This window comes from Pseudomonas sp. P9_31, from assembly GCF_034008235.1.
In the GTDB taxonomy this organism is placed as follows: domain Bacteria; phylum Pseudomonadota; class Gammaproteobacteria; order Pseudomonadales; family Pseudomonadaceae; genus Aquipseudomonas.
Map to the genome: position 1 here is coordinate 4578307 of NZ_CP125375.1, position 20489 is coordinate 4598795.

Below are 20489 nucleotides of genomic sequence, written 5' to 3' on the forward strand. Positions count from 1 at the left end.
TTCAAAATCTCAATAGTCACTGGAACGAAGCGCTGTCGACGGCGTGATAGACGTAGCGTCCACCGGTCATCCGCTTGATTTCTTCGAGGTAGTTGGAGTTCATCACAAACAGGTTGGCGCCTTCGGGCAAGGCATCCATGGCCTCTTGCGGCGAAGACACCCGCACGCCACTCAGGGGCAGATATCGGCCCTGTTTGGCCGGATTGATGTCCACCACACGATCTACCGCCACGCCCGCTCGTTGCAGGAACAGCGAATAGATCACGCCTTTGGACGACGCCCCCCAGATCGCCGAACCTTGCTCCGGGTTTGCCTGAATGATCTGCACCGCGCGCTCGAGGCTGCGGGTGAAGTTGTCGGGCAGGTCCAGGCGTGGCACCGGTTGTTCCGGGCTCAGGCGCAAGGTCGCCAGGTCGGCGACGATGTACAGGTATTGGCCACCGAACAGGTGACCGGCCTCATGCACGGTGCCGAACATCCGGCGCAGGTCATCGAGGCGGAAATAATTGACGTGCTCATAGAACAGATCGAACCAGGCACGGTGCTCGAGGATCCAGTCAAAGCACGGCACTTCGATGTAGATCTGCCCGCCCTGATTGGCCCGGGCCATCTCGGCGAGAAAACTCACCGGGGCCTGGATATGTTCCAGCACATGCCGCAGCACGATGGCGTCCGCCGACAGCCCCAGGCCGCGAGTGAACGGCGCCTTGATCACGTCGGCGTTGTCGCCCTCGTAGGCCGGGTCGATGCCGGTGATGGCGTAGCCCAGGCCTTTTAGCAGTTCAAGAAAGTAGCCTTTGCCGCAACCGACTTCGATCAGTTCCTGGCCCTTGAAGTGACGGGCAATGATCCCTTCGACATCGCTCAGGTGCTGCTGGAACTGGCCGGAATGCGCCTGCTCGTTCTGATAGTCGGCGTCGTAGCTGAGCTTGTCGGCGTCGAAGGCCTGATTGAAGATCAGCCCGCTCGTCTCGTCTTGCACCAACACCATGTCGGCGCAGGCCGAAGCTTTCGCCGATTGCGCGTCGGCAAAGGTACGGTTCTGCAACACCGGCAGGTCGGCGACCCGATACAACTCATGCCTCATGCTCTGCTCCCAGTAGCTGTTGCAAGCGGTCCGCCACGCCCCAGAACGCCATCGGCTCATGGGTCGGGTATGGGTAATGGCCCAGGTTCAAACGGATCGACGCGCCGCGCTCACGCAGCCGCTGCTCGACCAGCGCTCTGACCGATATCGGCTGGCCGCTGGAGCAATTGATCACACCGTCGAATTCGCACTGTTGCAGGATCGCGACGAGGTAATGGGCGGCCGTGTCGATCGCCAGGTAATCGCGCAACTGCTCACCGGCCGACATGTTGAAGCTGTCGTCCCCGGCCTCGATCGCCCGGTCCAGCGCCGCCAGCAAACTGTTGGGGTTTTGCCCGGCGCCGTGCAGGTAAAACAGCCGCGCCCATTGCAGGGTGAAGGGCTGTTGGCGCTGCAGGTTTTCGAGGAACAGACGCAAGGTGTTCTTGGCCAGCCCATAAGGGTTACTTGGCTGTGCCTCGGTCTGCTCACTGAGCGGCCCGCTCTGCAGGCCGTATTCGAAACAGGTGCCGGTGACCAACACTTGCGACACGCCCGCCTCGACCGCACCTTTGATGAACCGGTAATCGGCCATCAGGTTGTGCTCGAAGTGAAACAGCGCCTGATAATTCGGCAACCCCGGCCAGGCGAGATGTGCCAAGGCATCGACGCCATCGGTCAGCGTGGCAATGTCCAGGTCGGCGGCATGAATATCCGCCGCGATGAATTCCACCTCATTGATCCACGGCAAACCCGCAGCAGTCTCGGCATTGCGCGCCACGGCGCGAACGTCGCAACCCCGGGCGAGCAATGCTGCGACCAGATGCCGGCCGACGAATCCGGTAGCACCGGTGACCAGCACCTTCACAGGACGGTCAACTCGGGAACGGCAATCACGAAGCGGCCACCCCACTCACGCACCTGGGCCAGTTGCTGACTGACTTCGTGTAACAGGTTCCATGGCAGTACCAGGATGTAGTCCGGCTTTTCCAGATCGATCTGTGCCGGTGAAACGATCGGAATGCGGCTGCCCGGCAGGTACTTGCCCTGCTTGTGCGGGTTGGCATCAGCGACCCAAGCCAACAGATCCGGTTTGACCCCTGCGTAATTGAGCAATGTGTTGCCCTTGGCCGCCGCGCCATAACCGACCACGCGCTTGCCGTCGGCCTTGGCCTGCAACAGGAAGCGCAGCAGCTCGTGCTTGATGCGTTCGGCCGCTGACGCCAGGGTCGCGTAGTACTCGGGGGTTTTCACACCCGCCGCAAGTTCGGCCTGCAACTGCTGCTGAACGGCTGGCCGCACCTCACGGCGAACACCGTCGGCACGCTGGACGAACACCCGCAACGAACCGCCATGGGTCGACAGCTGGCTGACGTCGAACACTTCCAGGCCATTACGCTCGCACAAGGTTTGCACGGCGGTCAGGGACAGGTAGGAATAGTGCTCGTGATACAGCGTGTCGAACTGCTGCCCGGCCATCAGCGTCAACAGTTGCGGAAACTCGAACGTCGCCACACCGGTCGGCTGGAGCAAGGTGGCGAAACCACCGAGGAAATCATTGATGTCCGGGACGTGGGCCAACACGTTGTTGGCGGCCATCAGGTCGGCAGCCCAGCCTTCGTTTTTCAGCTGCGCAGCGGTGTCGCGACCGAAGAACAGCTCGCGAATCTCCAGGCCTTTTTCCCGCGCCGCTTGCGCGGTGCTGCGGGTCGGCTCAACGCCCAGACAAGGGATGCCGCGCCCGGCGACGTACTGCAACAGGTAACCGTCGTTGGCGGCGATTTCCACCACACGGCTGTCGGCGGTCAGGCCGAAGCGCTCGACCATCTCCGTCACATAGCGCTCGGCATGGGCCAGCCAGGTGCTGGAGAACGAACTGAAATAGGCATACTCGGCGTCGAACAGGCTGTCGGCGCTGGTGTAATCCTCGGTCTGCACCAGCCAGCATTGCTGGCACACCGCAACTTTCAGCGGCACCCATTGCTCGGCTTGCTCCAGCTGATCGGCGCGCACGTAGGCATTGGACGGCGGCGAAGTGCCGAGATCGATCAGCGGCAAGGCCAGAGGAGTACCGCAACCACGGCAGTTCATAGACGCACTCCAGCGAAGTGTTCATCGAGCAAGGGATGGCTGGAATCCCTGGCCGACAGATTATTGACAGGCAACGGCCAGGCAATCGCCAGCCGTGGATCGTTCACCGACAACCCACCCTCATGCGCAGGCGTGTAATCGGCGCTGTGCAGATAGAGCAATTCGGCATCATCGGTGAGGGTCTGGAAACCATGGGCGAACCCGGCCGGGATCAACAGGCTGCGACCGTCACCGGCCCGCAGGTGTTCGGCGTGCCAGTGCAGGAACGTCTCGGAGTCGGGGCGCAAGTCCACCGCCACATCCCAGACCTCGCCGCGCAGGCAGGTAATCAGCTTGGCTTCCGGCGCATTGGAATTCTGATAATGCAGCCCCCGCACACTGCCCCGCTCACGGGTGCAGGAGTGGTTGATCTGGCGGATATGAAACGGCTGGCCGAAAGCGCTCAGGCTGCCTTCGCAGAACAGCCGGGCGAAGTGCCCGCGATCGTCTTCAAAGCGTTTGTGCTGCACGCTGAACAGACCGGCCAGCGGCAAGGCTTTCAACAGAAATTCGCTCACAACGCGCCTCGGTACAGGTTTAACTGGCCCAGGGTGACTTCACGCATGTCATCGCCGTTCTGCCACGCCAGGTGCCAATCGAGGGTCTGGGTCAGGCACTGCTGCAACGACCAGCGCGGTTGCCAGGCCAACAGTTGACGGGCGCGACTGCTGTCCAGACGCAGCAGGCCGGCCTCATGCAGATCACTCGGTTCGATACGCAATCCGCGCGCTTGCGGCCAGCGGTTGGCGAGCAACTCGACCACTTCGCCGACGCTGCACATGTCCGCTTCGCTCGGACCGAAGTTCCACGCGCCGGCAAACTCCGGGCCTTGTTCGTAGAGACCGGCAGCCAGTTGCAGATAGCCGGCCAGCGGCTCCAGGGCGTGCTGCCATGGGCGCACGGCCTGCGGGTAGCGCAGGGTCACTGGCTGGTCGGCCGACCAGGCCTTGAGCACATCGGGAATAAGGCGCTCAGGCGCGAAGTCGCCACCACCCAGCACGTTACCGGCGCGCGCGGTGGCCAACGCCAAGCCATGCTCGGCATATTTGTCGGCCGGGAAAAACGATGCGGCGTAAGACTGTGCCAACAATTCGCAGCAAGCCTTGCTGCTGCTGTAAGGATCGTGACCACCCAGGGCCTCGTCCTCGCGGTACGGCCACAGCCATTCCTTGTTGGCGTAGACCTTGTCGGTCGTCACCAAAACACAGGCGCGCACGCCGCCGACCTGGCGGATCGCTTCGAGCAGATTGAGCGTGCCCATGACGTTGCTGGAGTAAGTGCCAAGCGGATCGCGGTAGCCTTCGCGCACCAGCGGTTGGGCCGCCAGGTGCAGGACGATTTCCGGCTGGGTTTCGACGATCAGTTCCAGCAAGGCGCCCAGATCACGCAGATCACCGCGCTGATCGTTAATGCCCTCGTGTACCCGCGCCAGTTCGAACAGGCTCGGTTCGGTGGACGGATCGAGCGAAAACCCGCTGACCTCGGCTCCGAGGCTTTGCAGCCACAACGTCAACCAACTGCCCTTGAAACCGGTATGGCCGGTCAGCAGGACGCGCTTGCCGCGCCAGAATTCCGGGCTCAGTCCCATTGCTTCCATGGGGCCTCCCCGCTCAGCCACAGCGCTTCAAGGTGATTTTTGTCGCGCAGGGTATCCATCGGGTGCCAGAAACCTTCGTGCTGGAAGGCCTGCAACTGATCCTCGGTGGCCAGGGCCGCCAGCGGCTCGGCTTCCCAAGAGGTTTGATCGTCAGCAATGTACGGCAAGACCTTGGGTGACAGGACGAAGAAGCCGCCATTGATCCAGCCACCGTCGCCCCGGGGTTTTTCGGTGAAACCCAATACCTTGTCGCCATCACGTTCCAGTGCGCCGTAACGTCCCGGTGGCTGCACCGCCGTCACGGTAGCGAGCTTGCCGTGGGTCAGGTGGAAGTCCACCAGGGCGCCGATATTGAGGTCCGAAACACCGTCGCCGTAGGTGAAGCAGAAGGCCTGCTCACCTTCCAGATAACGGGCAGCACGGCGCAGGCGGCCACCCGTCATGGTGTCATCGCCCGTATCGACCAGCGTGACGCGCCACGGCTCACTGTAGTTCTGGTGAACGTCCATACGGTTATTGCACATGTCGAAGGTGACGTCGGAGGTGTGCAGGAAGTAGTTGGCGAAGAAGTCCTTGATCGCATAGCCCTTGTAGCCAAGGCAGATCACGAAGTCATGAATCCCGTGGGCGGAGTACTGTTTCATAATGTGCCAAAGAATTGGCTTGCCGCCGATCTCGATCATTGGCTTGGGCTTTAGGTGCGACTCTTCGCTGATGCGCGTGCCCAGGCCACCCGCCAAAATAACTGCCTTCATCGTCTCCCCTCTTGTTCTTCACAGGGCTCGGCCAAGCTGTATCGAGCTTCTGCGGGCCTTCTGGCTAAAACTTTCTTGCCGTGTCGGGCGCTTCTGGAATGACCGGAAGTGCTCGTTTTATGGCGATATGAGGGGGGCCTGCAGGAAACGCGCCAGCTCTTTCAGGCCGGGGGACAGCACTTGAATCAGCGACAGAAGGTAATTAGCAGGTACACAGTCCCAATAAAAAGGGGAACCGGATCAGTCACGACCAGATTCCCCAAGTACTTCAAAAAAGACCTTCAACTCCATTGCGAGTGAAGGTCCGAAACATCAGCCAAACAAATCGAACGCATCACCATTGGCGGTTTTGAAATGCTCAATGGTATTGAAGCCTGCGTACCAGTCCTGCAGTTTCACGCCATGGTCGGGTACATCGCCCTGAATATCAAAGCGATCGTAGAGATAGAGATCATTGCCGACTCGCATGAGCTGCAAGTCGGCCGCGGATTGGACATTGTTCAATACCAGCGTGTCATCGGCACTCGCTCCGTCATCGCGGATAGTCACCAACTTACTGGTATTGACAGTATAGGTATCATCACCCTCTCCACCGTTGGCGAAGCCTCCGGACTTCATGTTCCAGGCGAACTCCCCCTTCACGTTCAGGGTCAACTTGTCAGTACCGGTGCCGCCATCGATTTTTGGCTCGCTCGCCCTGATCGGCTTCGCCTTATATCCGGTTCTTGTCCATCGGCTCGCGGTTTCGATTCACGCTTCCCCCCACACTCGATCGCCCTCATGCAGTTGCGCTTCACTTCGTTCGCTGTGGTCAGCTTACGGCGCGACTTTCACCCGCAAGATTGCGCCCATGCTGGGCGCACCAAATAAAACAGGCGGCCCAAGGCCGCCTGCAGGTGTACATCCATGCTCGATCAGTTTGGCAACCAGCCCTCGGCCCAGTAGTTGAGGTTGTTGCCCTTGAGCATGTAATCGCGCAGCACTTCTTCACGCAGCGCATCGCCCATGCGGTAGCTCGCATCAGGGTCGGACAAGTGCATGCGGATTGCCTCGAGCCATTCCTCGGTGCTGTTGCTGACGACTTTGGTGCACGTCAAATAGCCGCGATAGGCCTCGGTGTCGGTGCAAATGACCGGGTAGCCGCAAGCGCCGTACTCCAACAGACGCAAGTTGCTCTTGCAATCATTGAAGATGTGATATTCCAGCGGCGCCAATGCCAGGTCCAGATTCAGACTAGCCAGCTTGGCCGGATAGGCATGCAGATCGATGGCCGGGTGGAATTCATGAATGTACGGCTTCAACTCCTCGGGGCACATTCCGAAGAACACCCATTCCACGTCTTTGGCCAGAACCCGAACCACCTCGGCGATAATCTCCAGATCCCCTCCATGACTTGTCCCACCACCCCAACCGACACGCGGGCGTCTGGACGCTCTGCGGCGACTTTGCAACCCACTCCACAGATGGGGCGCGAGCATATTGGGAACGACACGAATATCGCTATGCATGCCAGCCAGTGCATCGGCCAGCGGCTGGGTCGAAACGACGACACGGTCGCACAGGCCGATCCCACGACGAATCGATTGTTCGATATCGGACGGCATGTTGCGCAGGTGCCCGTTCTTGCTGGGCACCTTGATGATGTAATCATCCATCTCGTAAATACGCAGTGCCTTGGAATAGGTCTTCAGCCGAACAATTTCGCCGACTGGGCCTTCACTGTAACGACCTTGCAGAATGATGACGTCCGGCGACTGACGCTCGATCTCGATGATGGAGGGCATCTCGTAGGCAATATGCCCACCGACGCGCCCCGCAGCTTCGAGCTCGATAAAAGGCTGACTGACACGGTAGTGACCAACCGCCGTCATGTTCATGGGCAACGCGAGGATGTTGGGCAGCGAACGTGTCGCAAACGGGTCCCAACCAAAACGCAGCCCAGGTTCGACACTGAAACTGGAACCGGTCAGGCTCAGGCTCGGATTGTAAGCAGGGTCTCTGGCGATGATCGGTAGCCAGCGCAGATACAGCGCCTGCTCTTCCTGTTCACGCAACTGTTGACGCGTATGATCGTCAAAACCTGTTGCCGGCGCCGCCAACACCAACTGTGCCGCGGGCGTCCAGACAACCAGGTAGCCGTTCTGACGCAGCCGCAGGCATAAGTCGACGTCGTTGAAATCATGACTGAAGGCACTTTCATCCAGCCCTCCGACGCTGTCGAAGGCCTGCTTACGCACCATCAGGCACTCAGCACTGACCGCGCTCCAGTTCTGCGCCACCTGCAAACGTTGCATGTAACCTCGGGCCTGCATCTGCTCGCCAGCGAACGGTCGACCGACCGGACCACGCAGCCCCATAATCAACCCGGCATGCACAATGGTGCCCTGAGGGCAAACGAGCTTGGCACCCACGACACCGATTTCGGGACGCTGGGCATGGTTGAGCAACGCGTCCAGCCAGTTCGGTTCGACAATGACCACATACGGACTGAGCATCAGCAGGTACTCACCATGTGACTGCGCAGCCGCGAAGTTGTGAATCGCCGCCACGTTAGCCGCCTGCGGATACTCCAGCACGCGTAGCACATCCGTTCCCAACTGACGGATACCGTCGAGCCAGGTACGCGTGTCGGCATCCTGACTGGCGTTGTCGACAATCAATATTTCGTAACGGGCATACGCCGTTTTTTCGAGCAGGCTTTCGACGCAACGACGAACTGCCGACAGCTGATCTTTGATCGATATGATGATCGATACCAGCGGCCGCTGCGGATGCACGTAGACCACCTGATTAATCAGCGACAGGTTGTCCTGATTGACTTGATGCCCGACGCCGATACGATTCAGATGGGCCTGCAGCACATGAGGGTTCTGCTCGACCACTTGAGGAAGCGAAAGCCACGTGGCCAGAGAGAACTGCGATTCCACCAGGACTTCGGCAATATGCTCGATGACGTGGGGGCCACTGGACTCCACCAGACGCCAAAGCAGATCATGGGGTGCCAGTTCGCCATAGACTCGATCAAAACCACCCAGCGCCAGAAAGCGTTCACGGTCGAACGCCAATGTGCGACCGACATAAGGGTAACCGCGCATCAGGTCCAGATTGAAATCAGGCTTGAATACCGGCTCTACCGATACACCATCACGCAGCACGTCTTCATCGCTGTAGACGCTGGACATCGATGGCCGCTCAGCAATGCGCTCAGCCATCAGCAACAGTGCGTGCTCGGTCAGCCGGTCACCGGAACGCAACAAATAGAACCAGTCGGCCCCATCGAGTTGCTGCACCAAGCCGTTGAGTTGCTGCCATCGGTCTTCCTGTAAAGCGAGGGTCAGCACCCTGCCACCCAGGTTTTTATCCTGAGTATCACGGGACAGCAGAACCACCGCCTCTGCCGGGTAGGACTGGCTTTCCAGACTACCCAGAGTGACTTCCAGCGCAGCACGGTCACCGCCGTCATCAATAATGACCGGAACGATCTTCGCCCGCCGCGACCAGCCAGCCAACCGTTGCGGCAGCAACCGTTGCTGCGCCGAAGACAGATTGCGTGCAGCCAGCCACTGCGCAAAGAGCTCTGGAAAACTGTCGCAGTCACTGCCCACTTTCCATTGCATGATTGTCTGCTGAATCCCTAGCAGACGCGTCAGGCACAACTCTTCCCACTGATGATCGCCATCATCATGGGACGCCTCGGTCAGCGCCGCGTATCGAACCCAACCATGGGCCGGTGGCGCCTCACCGTTTCGCGCTCGCAGCATTTGCCCCAGCCACTGCAATTCGGTCGCAGCCTGCTGCCTGATGGGTGCCTGATGACTCAACCGATGCGGATGCAGTCGCTCAATGCTTTGAACCTCATTGATCAACACCATATTGCCGCGGCGCAACAAACAGACAAACAAGGCGAAATCAAGCAAAGCCACAAAGCCTGGTTTCGATTCGGTCAAGGCCGGCAAGAACGTTTGTGCGTCGGCGCGACGCATCATCGCGCCACTCAGGCCGCCAAGAAAATTGATCGGCGAACCTTCGAGAATCGCCAGCAGATCATCACCCTTGAACAGCGCACTGACCGGCGAAAAGCAGCAGTTCTCCAGACGTGGCGTTAGCAGGTAATCTTCAGCGTCACTCAAGTAACGTTGCGCGACCACCAGCGTGGCATCCGGATACTCGCTGAGCGCCACCGCCTGACGGGATATGCAGTCGGGAAACAGTCGATCATCGTCACACAGGAACTTGATGAACTCACCACGGGCTTCTTCGAGGCAACGCACGAGATTGCTCTGAAACCCAAGCGGTTTCGGGTTGGGCAGGTAGCGCAGAGCCACCCTTGTCTGGGCAGAAAACGACTCGACTATCGACTTGATGTCATCGTCACGGCTGTCATCACAGACAATGATCTCGAGATTGTCGTAACCCTGAAACAAGGCGCTCTGCAGTGCCACGCGAAAGAAGCGTGGGTTGCAGGCGGGAATAGCGATGGTGACTAAAGGAACTGGATTCACGGAGGGAACTCTCGAGCGGTGGACGCTCACTCAGACAAGTGAGACGCCCTGTAACCGCTGAAAAAATACGGTTTGCACTCGACGACTGTCGCCAGCCGGACTCCTCGAAGGGAGCCCATTTAGATTTTGTTGAACAGGCCCAATTGCGAAATTTTGCTGAACGCCAATTGTGATGCCTGCAACATGGTTTGCTGCAGGGTCAGACGCGTCATGACTTCGGCAGCGTCGGAATCACGAATCGACGACTGGGTCTGGGTATTGGCCAGTCCCAGACTTTGATTGATGTCTGTCTGACTGTCCAGCGCCTGACCGCGTGCACCTACCGAGCTGAGCGCAGCCGACAACTGATCGTTACCACTTGTCAGGTTGGCCAGCCCGGAATCCAGAGACGCCTTCAAGCGCTGGGTGGCAACCGAGTCGCCTGCGGTTGGTACCAGCAGCGCCGTACGCAATTGGCTGACGGTATCCAGAATATTCTGGGTCTGGTGCGAGTTGACCGCAATGATTTGCTGGTCACCGGCAGCCGGTGTACCACTGACGTTAAAGGTCACACCTGAGGCCGTTACAGTGCTGCCGGCCATGGTGCCGGTCGACACTGGCCTGCTATTGGCCGTCAACGGCGATGCATACAGCTCGTAATTGGTAGCACTGGTGAATTTGAGGATCGCTTCGCCTTCCGGGAAGCTGGCGTGATAAGCAACCGAGTTGGTGATGGTGCTGCCGGTGATCAGCGCCGTGGAAGGATTGCCCGGGCTACGCGTAGTGGTGAACGTATCCGGTTTGGCCGCCAACTGGAAACTATGGCCGGCAATCACGGCATCAGGGTTGGTATCACCCGCCTTCAGGTTGATATTGAGGCGCAGGTCGACACCACGAAAGGTTACATTCTGGGAGTTGGCCGACGACGAATTGAACACACCATTGTTGGTAGCTTCCGAGGTCACATCATTGCCGAGCGAATCGGTGATTTGCAGTTGCGTGCTGCTCAGAAAGCTCACCGTGTAGGGTTCGCCGCTGCGGAACTTGTTGTTGAAGGTGGTATCGGCCGATACCTGTCCGTTGGACAACGTCACCCGCCCATCGTCCACTGCAGGTGAAGTCATTGTGGTCAGGCTGCGGCTGGTATTGACTGCCTGCTGGAACACCTCCCAGCCCGTGCTGTTAGTGGCCATCGACATGGTATCGCCGACCGGCAAATCCAGCGTGACCTGATCGCCGTTGTAGCTGTAGGTGCCGTCGCTGTTGCGCGAAAACGGGACGGTGTCGCCCTTGGAACCGGCAAAGATATATTTACCGTTTTCGTCTTTGGTGTTCATCAGGCTCAGCAACTGATCTTCGATCTGCCCCAACTCGTCGGCATTGGCTTTGCGGTCAGCATCGGTATAGGACGCGTTGCCTGCCCCCACGGCCAGTTCTTTGGCACGCTGCAGCACGTTATTGATACTGTCCATCACCGCCTCTGTTTGCCCCAGAGTGCCCTTGATGGTAGTGATGTTGGTATTGAACTGGCTCAGCATCGAACTCTGCTGATCCAATTGCAGCAGGCGCGAGGCACCGACCGGATCGTCGGCAGCGGTATTGATGCGAACCAGGCTGCTGGCCTCTTCGCTGCTCTTGACCACCTTGGAAAAATTCTTCTGATAGTTGGCAGCAGAGGACTCGTAAAACTGGGCGGTAGAAATGCGCATGGGCTACGACTCCTTAAAGACTGTTGATCAGTGTGCTGAAGATTTCCTGCGCAGCCTTGATGATCTGCGAAGACGCGGTGTAGTACTGCTGGTACTTGACCAGGTTGCCGGTTTCCTCATCGAGGTCGACACCCGACAGCGAATCGCGAGCGCCCTTGGCGTTGGCCAGGATGGCAGTGGTCGCAGCACTGTCGAGCTTGCCTTGCGCGGCCTTGGCGCCGACGCCCGAGACCAGTTTGCCGTAGGCGTCGCTCAGGGAAATACCATTGCTGGCCGAACCGGTATCCACGGCCTGCTTGGTCTGCAAGTTGGCCAATACAGTACCGTTGCGGTTATCCAGGCTGCCCGGTTGGTTGAGCGTCACGTTGATCGCCGTCGAGGTACCCGGTGAACCCGCAATGGTCATGTCAAACGACACAGTGCGCTGCACGATGGGCGGGCCCGGATCATTGATCGCGGCACCGGTAGCGTCGACCAGTGGAATGGTCAGGCTCAGCGTATTGTTCTGGCCCGGCACGATGGTGCCGCTGCTGAGCGAGTTGCCTTGGGCATCGAGCATTTGGTAAGTCTGAGTCGTACCACCGGCCGCACCGAATACGACTTTGACCGGCGTCGACGTCTTCAGGCCGTTCTGGATCGTGGTGGTGGTCGCCGTGTCGTAGATATCGAACTTGGTGGTCAGGGTCGGTTGACCGCTGGCCGGAATCGTCAGTGTGCCGCTGCCGCCCGCCGCAATGGCTGCGCCCAACGGTGCCGCGATGGCCAGACGTTTGGAGTCGGTCATTTCGGTCTTGATGTTGGTCGCCGCGTTGCGGGTCGGGGTAATCTTGAACGTGTCGCCGGCGGCTGCGGTACCACCGGAAAGTGTCATGGAGAAACCATCGATCACCGGTGGCGGCGTGGTCAGCGTGCTGTACGCGCCCATGGCGGTGCCTTCAGGCAGACGCTGCACGGTGTAGTTGGTAGCGCTGGTGAAGGTGACCTTGTAATCGTTGATGGTCAGCTTGCCGCTGTCCTCGATGCTCACATCGAAGTTGCCTGAGCCGGCGCTGTTGCCGACCGTGGCAACGCTGCGCTGAGCCATTTGCGCGGCACTGTTGATGCTGTTGAACAGGTTCGAACCGAAGTCACCGTTCTTGTCGATGCCCTGGGCCTGGACGGTGTTCATCTGATCGGCGACGACCAGCGCCACACGCCCCAGCTCATTCATGGCCGGGTCCAGCACAGTGCTGCGATAACGCAGTAAGCCGCCCATCTCGCCACCGGTCATCACCGAGGTGATATCGATGGTGCTCGAACCGCGATTGAGCTGAATGGCCGAACGCGACGGATCGTCTTTGCTCGGCACCACTTCCAGCTTGCTGGCGGTGCTGCCCATGACCAGCGGCTGACCGCTGCCCAGGTAAATGTCGAGGTTACCGTCACGCTCGAGCACTTGCGCACCGGTGAAGGTGGACAACTGGCGCACGGTCTCGTTGCGCGCGTCGAGCAAGTCGTTGGGCTGGCCGCCGGCGTTGGAAACTTCGGAGATCTTCTGGTTCAACTGGGCCACGGTGGCCGCCAGTTTGTTGACCTGATCGGCCATGTCCGCCAGGTTGCCGTTGATGTTCGCGTTCTGCGTGGTCAACTGGCTGGAGATCGAGTTGAAACGGTTGCTCAGGGCTTGCGCATCGCTGAGCAGCAGTTGGCGGGAAGCATCATCGCCCGGTTTGGCGTTGACGTTCTGTACCGAGGCGAAGAACTTGGTCAGAGCGCCGTTGAGGCCGGTGCCGCTGTCCGACAGCAACGCATCGAGCGGGCTGATCTGCCCGGCGTAGGCTGCCGAGTCGCTGTTGAGCGAGGTGGTGGTTTGCAGTTGCGTATCGAGGTAGCTGTTGTACACCCGACGCACATCGGCCAGGGTCGTACCCGTGCCGATGTAGACATTGCCGAACTGATTCGAGGCCTTGCTGCCCTGCACGGTTTGCTGACGCGAGTAGCCTGCGGTGTCGGCGTTGGCAATGTTGTTACCGGTAACCATCAACGCGCTTTGGCCAGCGGATAAACCCGACATCCCGATATTGAGCAAACTCATGGTTCAAACCTTATACCTTGTGCCTATAAAGGCGTGGTGGAAGCGCCCGCCGCAGCGTAGTTTTGGTAACTCGTCATCTGCTTGGCTATCTGCGAAATCTTGCTTGCGTAATCCGGGTCGGTTGCATACCCGGCTTTTTGCAACTCGCGTACATACTGTTCTGGGTTATCGGCCGCCTTCAGCACATCTTGATAGCGATTATTGCTTTGCAGCAGCGTCACAAGGTCATGGAAGCTGTCCTTGTAAGAGGCGTAGGAACGGAACTCGGCCGTCTCCTTGACCATCTGGCCATTTCTGAATTCGCTGGTGATCGCCCGCGCCGAATCGCCCTTCCAGTTACTGCTGGCCTTGATGCCGAACAGGTTGTGGCTACTGCTGCCATCCTGGGCGCGCATGACCGATTTGCCCCAACCGGTTTCCAGGGCAGCCTGAGCCACCAGGTAACGCGGATCGACGCCGATACGGTCGGCAGCCTCTTTGGCCATTGGCAGCATGGTGTTGACGAATTCGTCGGCGGAGCTGAAGGCTTTCTTCGCCGGTGCCAGTGGGATTTGAGCCATGGCACGACCATAAATCTGCAGACGCCCGCTGGATGTCGTGTCCGTTTGCGAAGCCAGCCAATCGCCGTTGTACAGAGAGCCGGAACCGGTCGTGGTGCTCGGCGGCACCTGGATTTTGTTCTGCGCTGCGGTGGCGGTCGTCGCCGCGGTCGATGTCGATACCGATGCAGATGGCACCAGCCCGGCGAGCAAACGGTCGGCCAGTTTCGGTGGCAATGCCAGACGCCGCTGATTGATCAGCGCCATGTCATTGCGGTGAGTGCCCTCGCCCGCACTGGCTGGCGCCTTCACCGAACGCGAAGCCCACAGCGGGCGCTCGCCATTGAGGCGCGACAGCGGCCCGTTGGTGGCGACCGTACCGGCGGCAATCGGCGTTTCCACGGCAGCTTGCGCGGCGGCCTGCTTGGCGGCAGACGCTGCCGCGGCCTCCCCCGGCGCCATCGGTTTGTTCTTCGACATCTGGCGCATCAGCACGTCCGCCAGGCCAATACCGCCGCCCTCGCGGGACAGGGAAACGGCCAACTGCTGGTCGTACATTTCCTGGTACTGCTTGGCCGCCGGCGTATTGAGCGGGTTGTCCTGGCCCAGCGCTTCGGTGGCCGAGCGCATGGACTTGAGCATTTCACCAAGGAACAGCGACTCGAATTCCTGCGCCACCTTGCGCATGTTCGCATCGCTGTTCTTGTCGCCAACCTTGAGCTGGTTCAGGCGATTCAGGTCCGAGTAGGAACCCGAATCGCTGCTGCTGACCAGACCGCTTTTGCGCATATCCATGATCGCCGTCCTCAGATCACGATCAAGTCGGCTTGCAACGCGCCAGCCTGTTTCAGCGCTTCGAGGATCGCCATCAAGTCACCCGGTGCCGCGCCGACCTGGTTCACCGCACGGACGATCTCGTCGAGGGTGGTGCCCGGGCCGAACTTGAACATCGGCTTGGCTTCTTGCTGAGCGTTGACCCGCGAGCGCGGCACGACCGCCGTCTGCCCGTTGGACAGAGGGCCGGGCTGGCTGACGATCGGGTCTTCGGTAATGGTCACGGTCAGGCTGCCGTGGGTCACAGCGGCCGGCGAAACCTTGACGTTCTGGCCGATCACGATGGTGCCGGTGCGCGAGTTGATGATGACTTTCGCCACCGCCTGACCCGGATCGACTTCGAGGTTTTCGAGGATCGACAAATAGTCGACCCGCTGGCTCGGATCGAGTGGCGCGGTCACGCGGATCGAGCCACCGTCGATGGCCTGAGCGACGCCTGGGCCGAGCATGTCGTTGATCTTGTCGACGATGCGCTTGGCGGTGGTGAAGTCCGAACGGTTGAGGTTCAGGGTCAGGGTGTTGCCCTGATTGAAACCGCTCGGCACGGCACGTTCGACCGACGCACCGCCAGGGATGCGGCCGGCCGACGGAACGTTGACGGTGATCTTGGAACCGTCACGACCCTCGGCATCGAAACCGCCGACCACCAGGTTGCCCTGAGCGACGGCGTAGACGTTGCCGTCGATACCTTTGAGCGGCGTCAACAGCAAGGTGCCGCCGCGCAGGCTCTTGGAGTTACCGATGGACGCCACGGTGATATCTATCTGCTGACCTGGCTTGGCGAACGCCGGCAAGTCGGCGCTGATCGATACCGCCGCAACGTTCTTCAGCTGCACGTTACCGGAACCTGCCGGTACCTTGATGCCGAACTGCGAGAGCATGTTGTTGAAGGTCTGCAGGGTGAACGGGGTCTGGGTCGTCTGGTCACCGGTGCCGTTAAGCCCGACCACCAGGCCGTAGCCGATCAATTGGTTGGAACGCACGCCGGAAATACTGGCGATGTCCTTCAGCCGCTCGGCTTGTGCATCGAAGGCCGCCGTCAGCAACAGGGCACCCACCATCAGGTGTTTGAAGTTCAACATGCTCAACTGGAAAGCCACCTAGAAAGGGAACAGCGGGCTGAGGAAGAAACGGTCGAACCAGCCTGGCTGACTCGCATCGGCAAACGCGCCGGTGCCCGAATAGGTGATGCGCGCATCGGCAACGCGAGTCGACGACACGGTGTTGTCGGTGGCGATGTCATCGGCGCGAACGAGGCCGGCAATCCGCACCAGCTCATCACCGGTATTGAGGGTCAGCCACTTCTCGCCGCGCACGGCGATGATGCCGTTGGGCAACACGTCGGCGACAGTCACGGTGATCGAACCGGTCAGGCTGTTGCCCTGCCCGGCTTTACTGTCACCCTTGGTCGCGCGATCGCCGCTGTAGCCGGCGTTCAGACTGAGATCACCAGTGTCTAACGGGTTGTTCACGCTGGGCACCGTACCAAACAGCGAGGACAGACCGATGCTGGCCTTGCTGGTCTTGTCGACCTGAGAGTTGGCGTTCTTGCTCGCCTGGGTGCGCTCGTTCAGGGTGATGGTGATGATGTCACCGACCCGGAACGCCTTGCGGTCGCTGTACAGGTTCTGTTCGAAACCGGCCTGGTAGATCGAGCCGTTATTGGCGGCAGCCGGCAGCGGCGTGCGCGGCAACACCGGGGCGTAGTAAGGGTCATTGGGCTTTGGCGTCGGACCGACGCACCCCGCCAGCGCGGCGACCCCACTCAGTGCCAGAACAGATACGAAGCGATTCATGACCCTACCTCACGGTGTTGCAGGCGACCTCATGGCCGCCTCATAGACTTGATTACAGATTCTGCGTTACGAACGAGAGCATCTGGTCGGCGGTGGAGATCACCTTGGAGTTCATCTCGTAGGCGCGCTGAGTGGTGATCATGTTGACCATCTCTTCAACGGTGCTGACGTTGGACGTTTCCAGGGTGTTCTGCAGCGTGGTGCCGAAACCGGCCAGGCCCGGGGTACCGACTTGCGGCGCGCCGCTGGCAGCGGTTTCCTGGAACAGGTTGTTACCCACCGCTTGCAGACCGGCCGGGTTGATGAAGTCAGCGGTTTGCAGGTTGCCGATCACTTGGGCGGCCGGGTTGCCGGCAACGGTGATGGACACGGTGCCGTCACGGCCAACGGTGAACGTCTGGGCGTTGTTCGGAATGACAATGGCCGGTTCCAGGGCGAAGCCGCTGGCGTTGACGATCTGGCCGTTGGAGTCCAGGTGGAAGGTACCGTCACGGGTGTAGGACGTGGTGCCATCGGGCTGCAGGATCTGGAAGAAACCACGACCGTCGATGGCCATGTCCAACGGCTGCTCGGTGGTTTGCAGGCTGCCGGCGGTGAAGTTTTTCTGGGTACCGACGATGCGCACACCAGTACCCACTTGCAGACCCGACGGCAATTCGCTGTCCTGGGTCGACTGGGCGCCTGGCTGGCGCTTGATCTGATACAGCAAATCCTGGAACTCGGCGCGGTCACGTTTGAAACCCGTGGTCGATACGTTGGCCAGGTTGTTGGAAATGGTGGTGAGGTTGGTGTCCTGGGCGGACAGACCTGTTTTGGCAACCCATAGAGCCGGAAGCATTCGATTCTCCTCGTGCGCCTGTTTTACGGCGCGACGTTCTGATAATTAGCTGATCTGCAAGACCCGAGCCATGGCCTGGTCATCGTCTTTGGCGGTGTTCATCATCTTGATGTGCAGCTCGAACTGCTTGGCCAGCGCCAGCACCGAGGTCATTTCTTCCACGGCATTGACGTTGCTCGACTCAAGGAACCCGGACACCAGCTTGACGTTGGCATCGGCTTGCGCCGGCTTGCCGTCCTGGGTGTGGATCGAACCGTCCAGGCCTTTGGTCATGTTCTTGAAGTCCGGGTTGACCAGCTTGATGCGGTCGACTTCGGCCATCACCCGCGGGCCTTCGCCCATCGCACGGATGCTGATGGTGCCGTCTTCGCCGACTTCGACTTGCTGCTCGGGCGGCACGGCAATCGGCCCGCCATTGCCCATCACCGGCATACCGTTACCGGCGCGCAGCACGCCCAGGGCGTCAACGTTCAGACTGCCGGTGCGCACGTAGCTTTCACCGCCATCGGGGTTCTGCACGGCGATCCAGCCGTTGCCTTGCACCGCGACATCGAGGTCGCGACCGGTTTCCACCAGCGTGCCCGCAGAGAAGTCGGTGGCCGGACGTTCGCTCATGGCAAACGCGCGCGCCGGAAAGCTGTCACCAAACACCGGCATCGAACGGGCCTGTTCCAGGTCCTTCTGAAAACCGTTGGTAGAGATGTTCGCCAGGTTGTTGGCATGAGCCTTCTGCGCCAGTGCATTCTGGCTGGCGCCGGTCATTGCCACATAAAGGTACTTGTCCACACTCTTTCCTCTGCATGCCGGACGTTTGCCGCCCACCGCTGTACTGCTGAGCCATAAGCAATTTGCAGACCAACTTTTTTCTGGCGGCGCAGGGCCCGGCAAACAAGGGACTTGAGGGTTTCAGAGGGGATGGGGGGAATGTATCGAAGACGAAAAACCGGCGGTGTTATGCCGCTTACGGCAAGCATCGACCTGTAGCAGCAGCCTCGCAGGCTCGGCAGCTGCTACAAAGGCAGGCTAGCCGGGCTCTTTGCCGACTTCATACTCACGCAACTTATTGGCAATGGTCGTATGGGAAACCCCCAGCCGCTTGCCCAATTGCCGACTGCTCGGATGCTCGGAATACAAGCGCTCCAGCACGGCTTTCTCGAAGCGCCCGACAATCTCGTCCAACCCGCCCTCGAGGGAGAAATCGCCAAGGGGCTGACGCACACCGTAATCCGGAAGACGAATGTGCTCGGCTTTGACTGTCCCGCCCTCGCACAGGGAAACCGCCTGAAACAGCACGTTCTCCAACTGCCGCACATTGCCCGGCCAGTGATAGTGACTGAGCCGCTCCATCGCCGCCGGGGCCAGTTTCGGCAACGGGCAACCGATCTGCCGACTGGCCTGATCGAGGAAATGCTCCACCAACGGCGCCAATCCGTCGAGGCATTCGCGCAACGGCGGAATGTGCAACGAGAGCACGTTCAAGCGGTGATACAAATCCTGGCGAAACTCACCGCGAGCACACAGCTCGGACAAGTCCACTTGAGTCGCGCAGATCACCCGCACATCCAGATAAACCTCTTCATCGCTGCCGACACGACGGAAGCAACCGTCCTGCAGAAAGCGCAGCAATTTCACCTGCAAGCGCGGGCTCATTTCGCCGACGCCATCGAGAAACAACGTACCGCCCGCCGTCAGCTCCAACAGCCCGAGCTTGCCTTCGGCCCGCGCTCCTTCGAAGGCACCAGGGCCGTAGCCGAACAGTTCGGTTTCGGCCATGGACTCCGGCAGACCGGCGCAGTTGAGCGCCATCAGCGGTGATTGCCCACGCGGGCTCGCCAAGTGACAGGCCCGCGCCAACAACTCTTTGCCGGTGCCGGTTTCGCCCTCTATCAACAGCGGCGCATCCAGCGGTGCCATGCGTCGCGCTTCGCGAACCACCGCCGCCATCACTTTCGAGCTTTGGAAAATGCTGTCGAACCCGCGCAATTCCTGCTTGCGCACGTTATAGATGCGCTCGCCCACCCGGTCCGCCCGGTGCAACGTCAACACCGCGCCGGCCATGGCCTCGCTTTCGTCATGTTCCGATTGCAACGGCGCGATGTCGGCGAGAAACACATCCCCCTTGACCTTCACCCGCAAGCCGTTGATCCGTGACTTGTTGGCGCGCACCAGCTCCGGCAAATCGAAGTCCTCGGCGTACCGCGACAGCGGAATCCCCGGCACCTCATCCACCCGCACCCCGAGCAACTGCGCCGCCGCACGGTTGGCCGCGACGATGGAGCCGCCCATGTCGATCGACAGCACCGGAAACTCCAGGGCACCGAGCAAGGCATTGAGCTCCATGTGCCGACGCTCGCTGGGCATCAGCCCTACGCGCTTGACGCCGAATACCCCGCCAATCGCCTCGAACTTCGGGCGCAACGCCTGGAACTGAATATTGATCAGGTTCGGGCAGTGCAGATAGATCGCATTGCCATGTTCACCGCCCACTTCGCCACGGGCGACATTGATCCCGTACTCGACCAGCAGGTTGAGAATGTCGCGCAGGATACCGATGCGGTTCTGGCAGTGGACTTTGATACGCATATAAAGGCCCAAAAAAGCGGTGAGTGAGGTTGATGCCTGGCGCACAACCTGTGGGGTATTCGCAGTGCCCTCGGACATTTTTTGCCG

General features: G+C 60.1%; 16 protein-coding genes. All 16 read right to left on the minus strand.

The genetic code is table 11. From position 1 onward, the window contains the following. Positions 1–16: 16 nt before the first annotated feature. The 16 genes from QMK51_RS20570 to QMK51_RS20645 all read right to left on the minus strand — a co-directional run bounded on the left by QMK51_RS20570 (position 17) and on the right by QMK51_RS20645 (position 20402). Positions 17–1087 (minus strand): class I SAM-dependent methyltransferase, encoded by a 1071-nt coding sequence (locus QMK51_RS20570; RefSeq protein ID WP_320391474.1) that lies wholly within the window; start codon positions 1085–1087, stop codon positions 17–19. Further along, the gene (locus QMK51_RS20575) at positions 1077–1934 is read right to left on the minus strand and encodes an NAD(P)-dependent oxidoreductase (protein WP_320391476.1); all 858 of its coding nucleotides are present in this window, start codon (positions 1932–1934) and stop codon (positions 1077–1079) included. Before QMK51_RS20575 ends, QMK51_RS20570 begins: the two co-directional genes overlap by 11 nt. Continuing rightward, entirely contained in the window at positions 1931–3157 is a 1227-nt protein-coding gene (locus QMK51_RS20580) for a class I SAM-dependent methyltransferase (RefSeq protein ID WP_320391477.1), read from the minus strand. The genes QMK51_RS20575 and QMK51_RS20580 overlap by 4 nt, the downstream gene beginning before the upstream one ends. After that, positions 3154–3714 carry a dTDP-4-dehydrorhamnose 3,5-epimerase family protein gene (locus tag QMK51_RS20585; RefSeq protein ID WP_258696981.1) on the minus strand — a complete coding sequence of 187 codons (561 nt, stop codon included), beginning with the start codon at positions 3712–3714 and terminating at the stop codon, positions 3154–3156. Before QMK51_RS20585 ends, QMK51_RS20580 begins: the two co-directional genes overlap by 4 nt. Continuing rightward, positions 3711–4793 (minus strand): CDP-glucose 4,6-dehydratase, encoded by a 1083-nt coding sequence (gene rfbG, locus QMK51_RS20590; RefSeq protein WP_320391479.1) that lies wholly within the window; start codon positions 4791–4793, stop codon positions 3711–3713. The genes QMK51_RS20585 and rfbG overlap by 4 nt, the downstream gene beginning before the upstream one ends. Then, positions 4775–5548: a glucose-1-phosphate cytidylyltransferase gene (gene rfbF / locus QMK51_RS20595; protein WP_320391481.1), complete on the minus strand. Its 774-nt coding sequence runs from the start codon at positions 5546–5548 to the stop codon at positions 4775–4777. The genes rfbG and rfbF overlap by 19 nt, the downstream gene beginning before the upstream one ends. 312 nt (positions 5549–5860) lie before the next feature. Continuing rightward, positions 5861–6202 carry a hypothetical protein gene (locus QMK51_RS20600; protein WP_320391483.1) on the minus strand — a complete coding sequence of 114 codons (342 nt, stop codon included), beginning with the start codon at positions 6200–6202 and terminating at the stop codon, positions 5861–5863. A 260-nt stretch (positions 6203–6462) separates the two neighbouring features. Then, positions 6463–10050, minus strand: a complete 3588-nt coding sequence (locus QMK51_RS20605; protein WP_320391485.1) for a glycosyltransferase — start codon at positions 10048–10050, stop codon at positions 6463–6465. A 119-nt stretch (positions 10051–10169) separates the two neighbouring features. Further along, positions 10170–11738, minus strand: coding sequence for a flagellar hook-associated protein 3 (locus QMK51_RS20610; protein WP_320391487.1), 1569 nt, complete (start codon positions 11736–11738; stop codon positions 10170–10172). 13 nt (positions 11739–11751) lie between these two features. Next, on the minus strand, positions 11752–13812 hold the full coding sequence (gene flgK, locus QMK51_RS20615; RefSeq protein WP_320391489.1) for a flagellar hook-associated protein FlgK: 2061 nt from the start codon (positions 13810–13812) through the stop codon (positions 11752–11754). A gap of 23 nt (positions 13813–13835) precedes the next feature. Next, positions 13836–15146 carry a flagellar assembly peptidoglycan hydrolase FlgJ gene (gene flgJ / locus QMK51_RS20620; RefSeq protein ID WP_320391490.1) on the minus strand — a complete coding sequence of 437 codons (1311 nt, stop codon included), beginning with the start codon at positions 15144–15146 and terminating at the stop codon, positions 13836–13838. Positions 15147–15157: 11 nt separating this feature from the next. Beyond that, a complete protein-coding gene (locus tag QMK51_RS20625) occupies positions 15158–16267 on the minus strand; it encodes a flagellar basal body P-ring protein FlgI (RefSeq protein WP_258700773.1) in 1110 nt (369 codons plus the stop codon). A gap of 18 nt (positions 16268–16285) precedes the next feature. Then, entirely contained in the window at positions 16286–16981 is a 696-nt protein-coding gene (gene flgH, locus QMK51_RS20630) for a flagellar basal body L-ring protein FlgH (RefSeq protein WP_258696988.1), read from the minus strand. A 52-nt stretch (positions 16982–17033) separates the two neighbouring features. Then, positions 17034–17819: a flagellar basal-body rod protein FlgG gene (flgG, locus tag QMK51_RS20635; RefSeq protein ID WP_320391493.1), complete on the minus strand. Its 786-nt coding sequence runs from the start codon at positions 17817–17819 to the stop codon at positions 17034–17036. Between the two features lie 45 nt (positions 17820–17864). Beyond that, complete coding sequence (locus tag QMK51_RS20640; RefSeq protein ID WP_258696990.1) at positions 17865–18605, minus strand: flagellar basal body rod protein FlgF; 741 nt, start codon at positions 18603–18605, stop codon at positions 17865–17867. A gap of 237 nt (positions 18606–18842) precedes the next feature. Next, on the minus strand, positions 18843–20402 hold the full coding sequence (locus QMK51_RS20645) for a sigma-54-dependent transcriptional regulator (protein WP_320391495.1): 1560 nt from the start codon (positions 20400–20402) through the stop codon (positions 18843–18845). Positions 20403–20489: the final 87 nt, after the last annotated feature.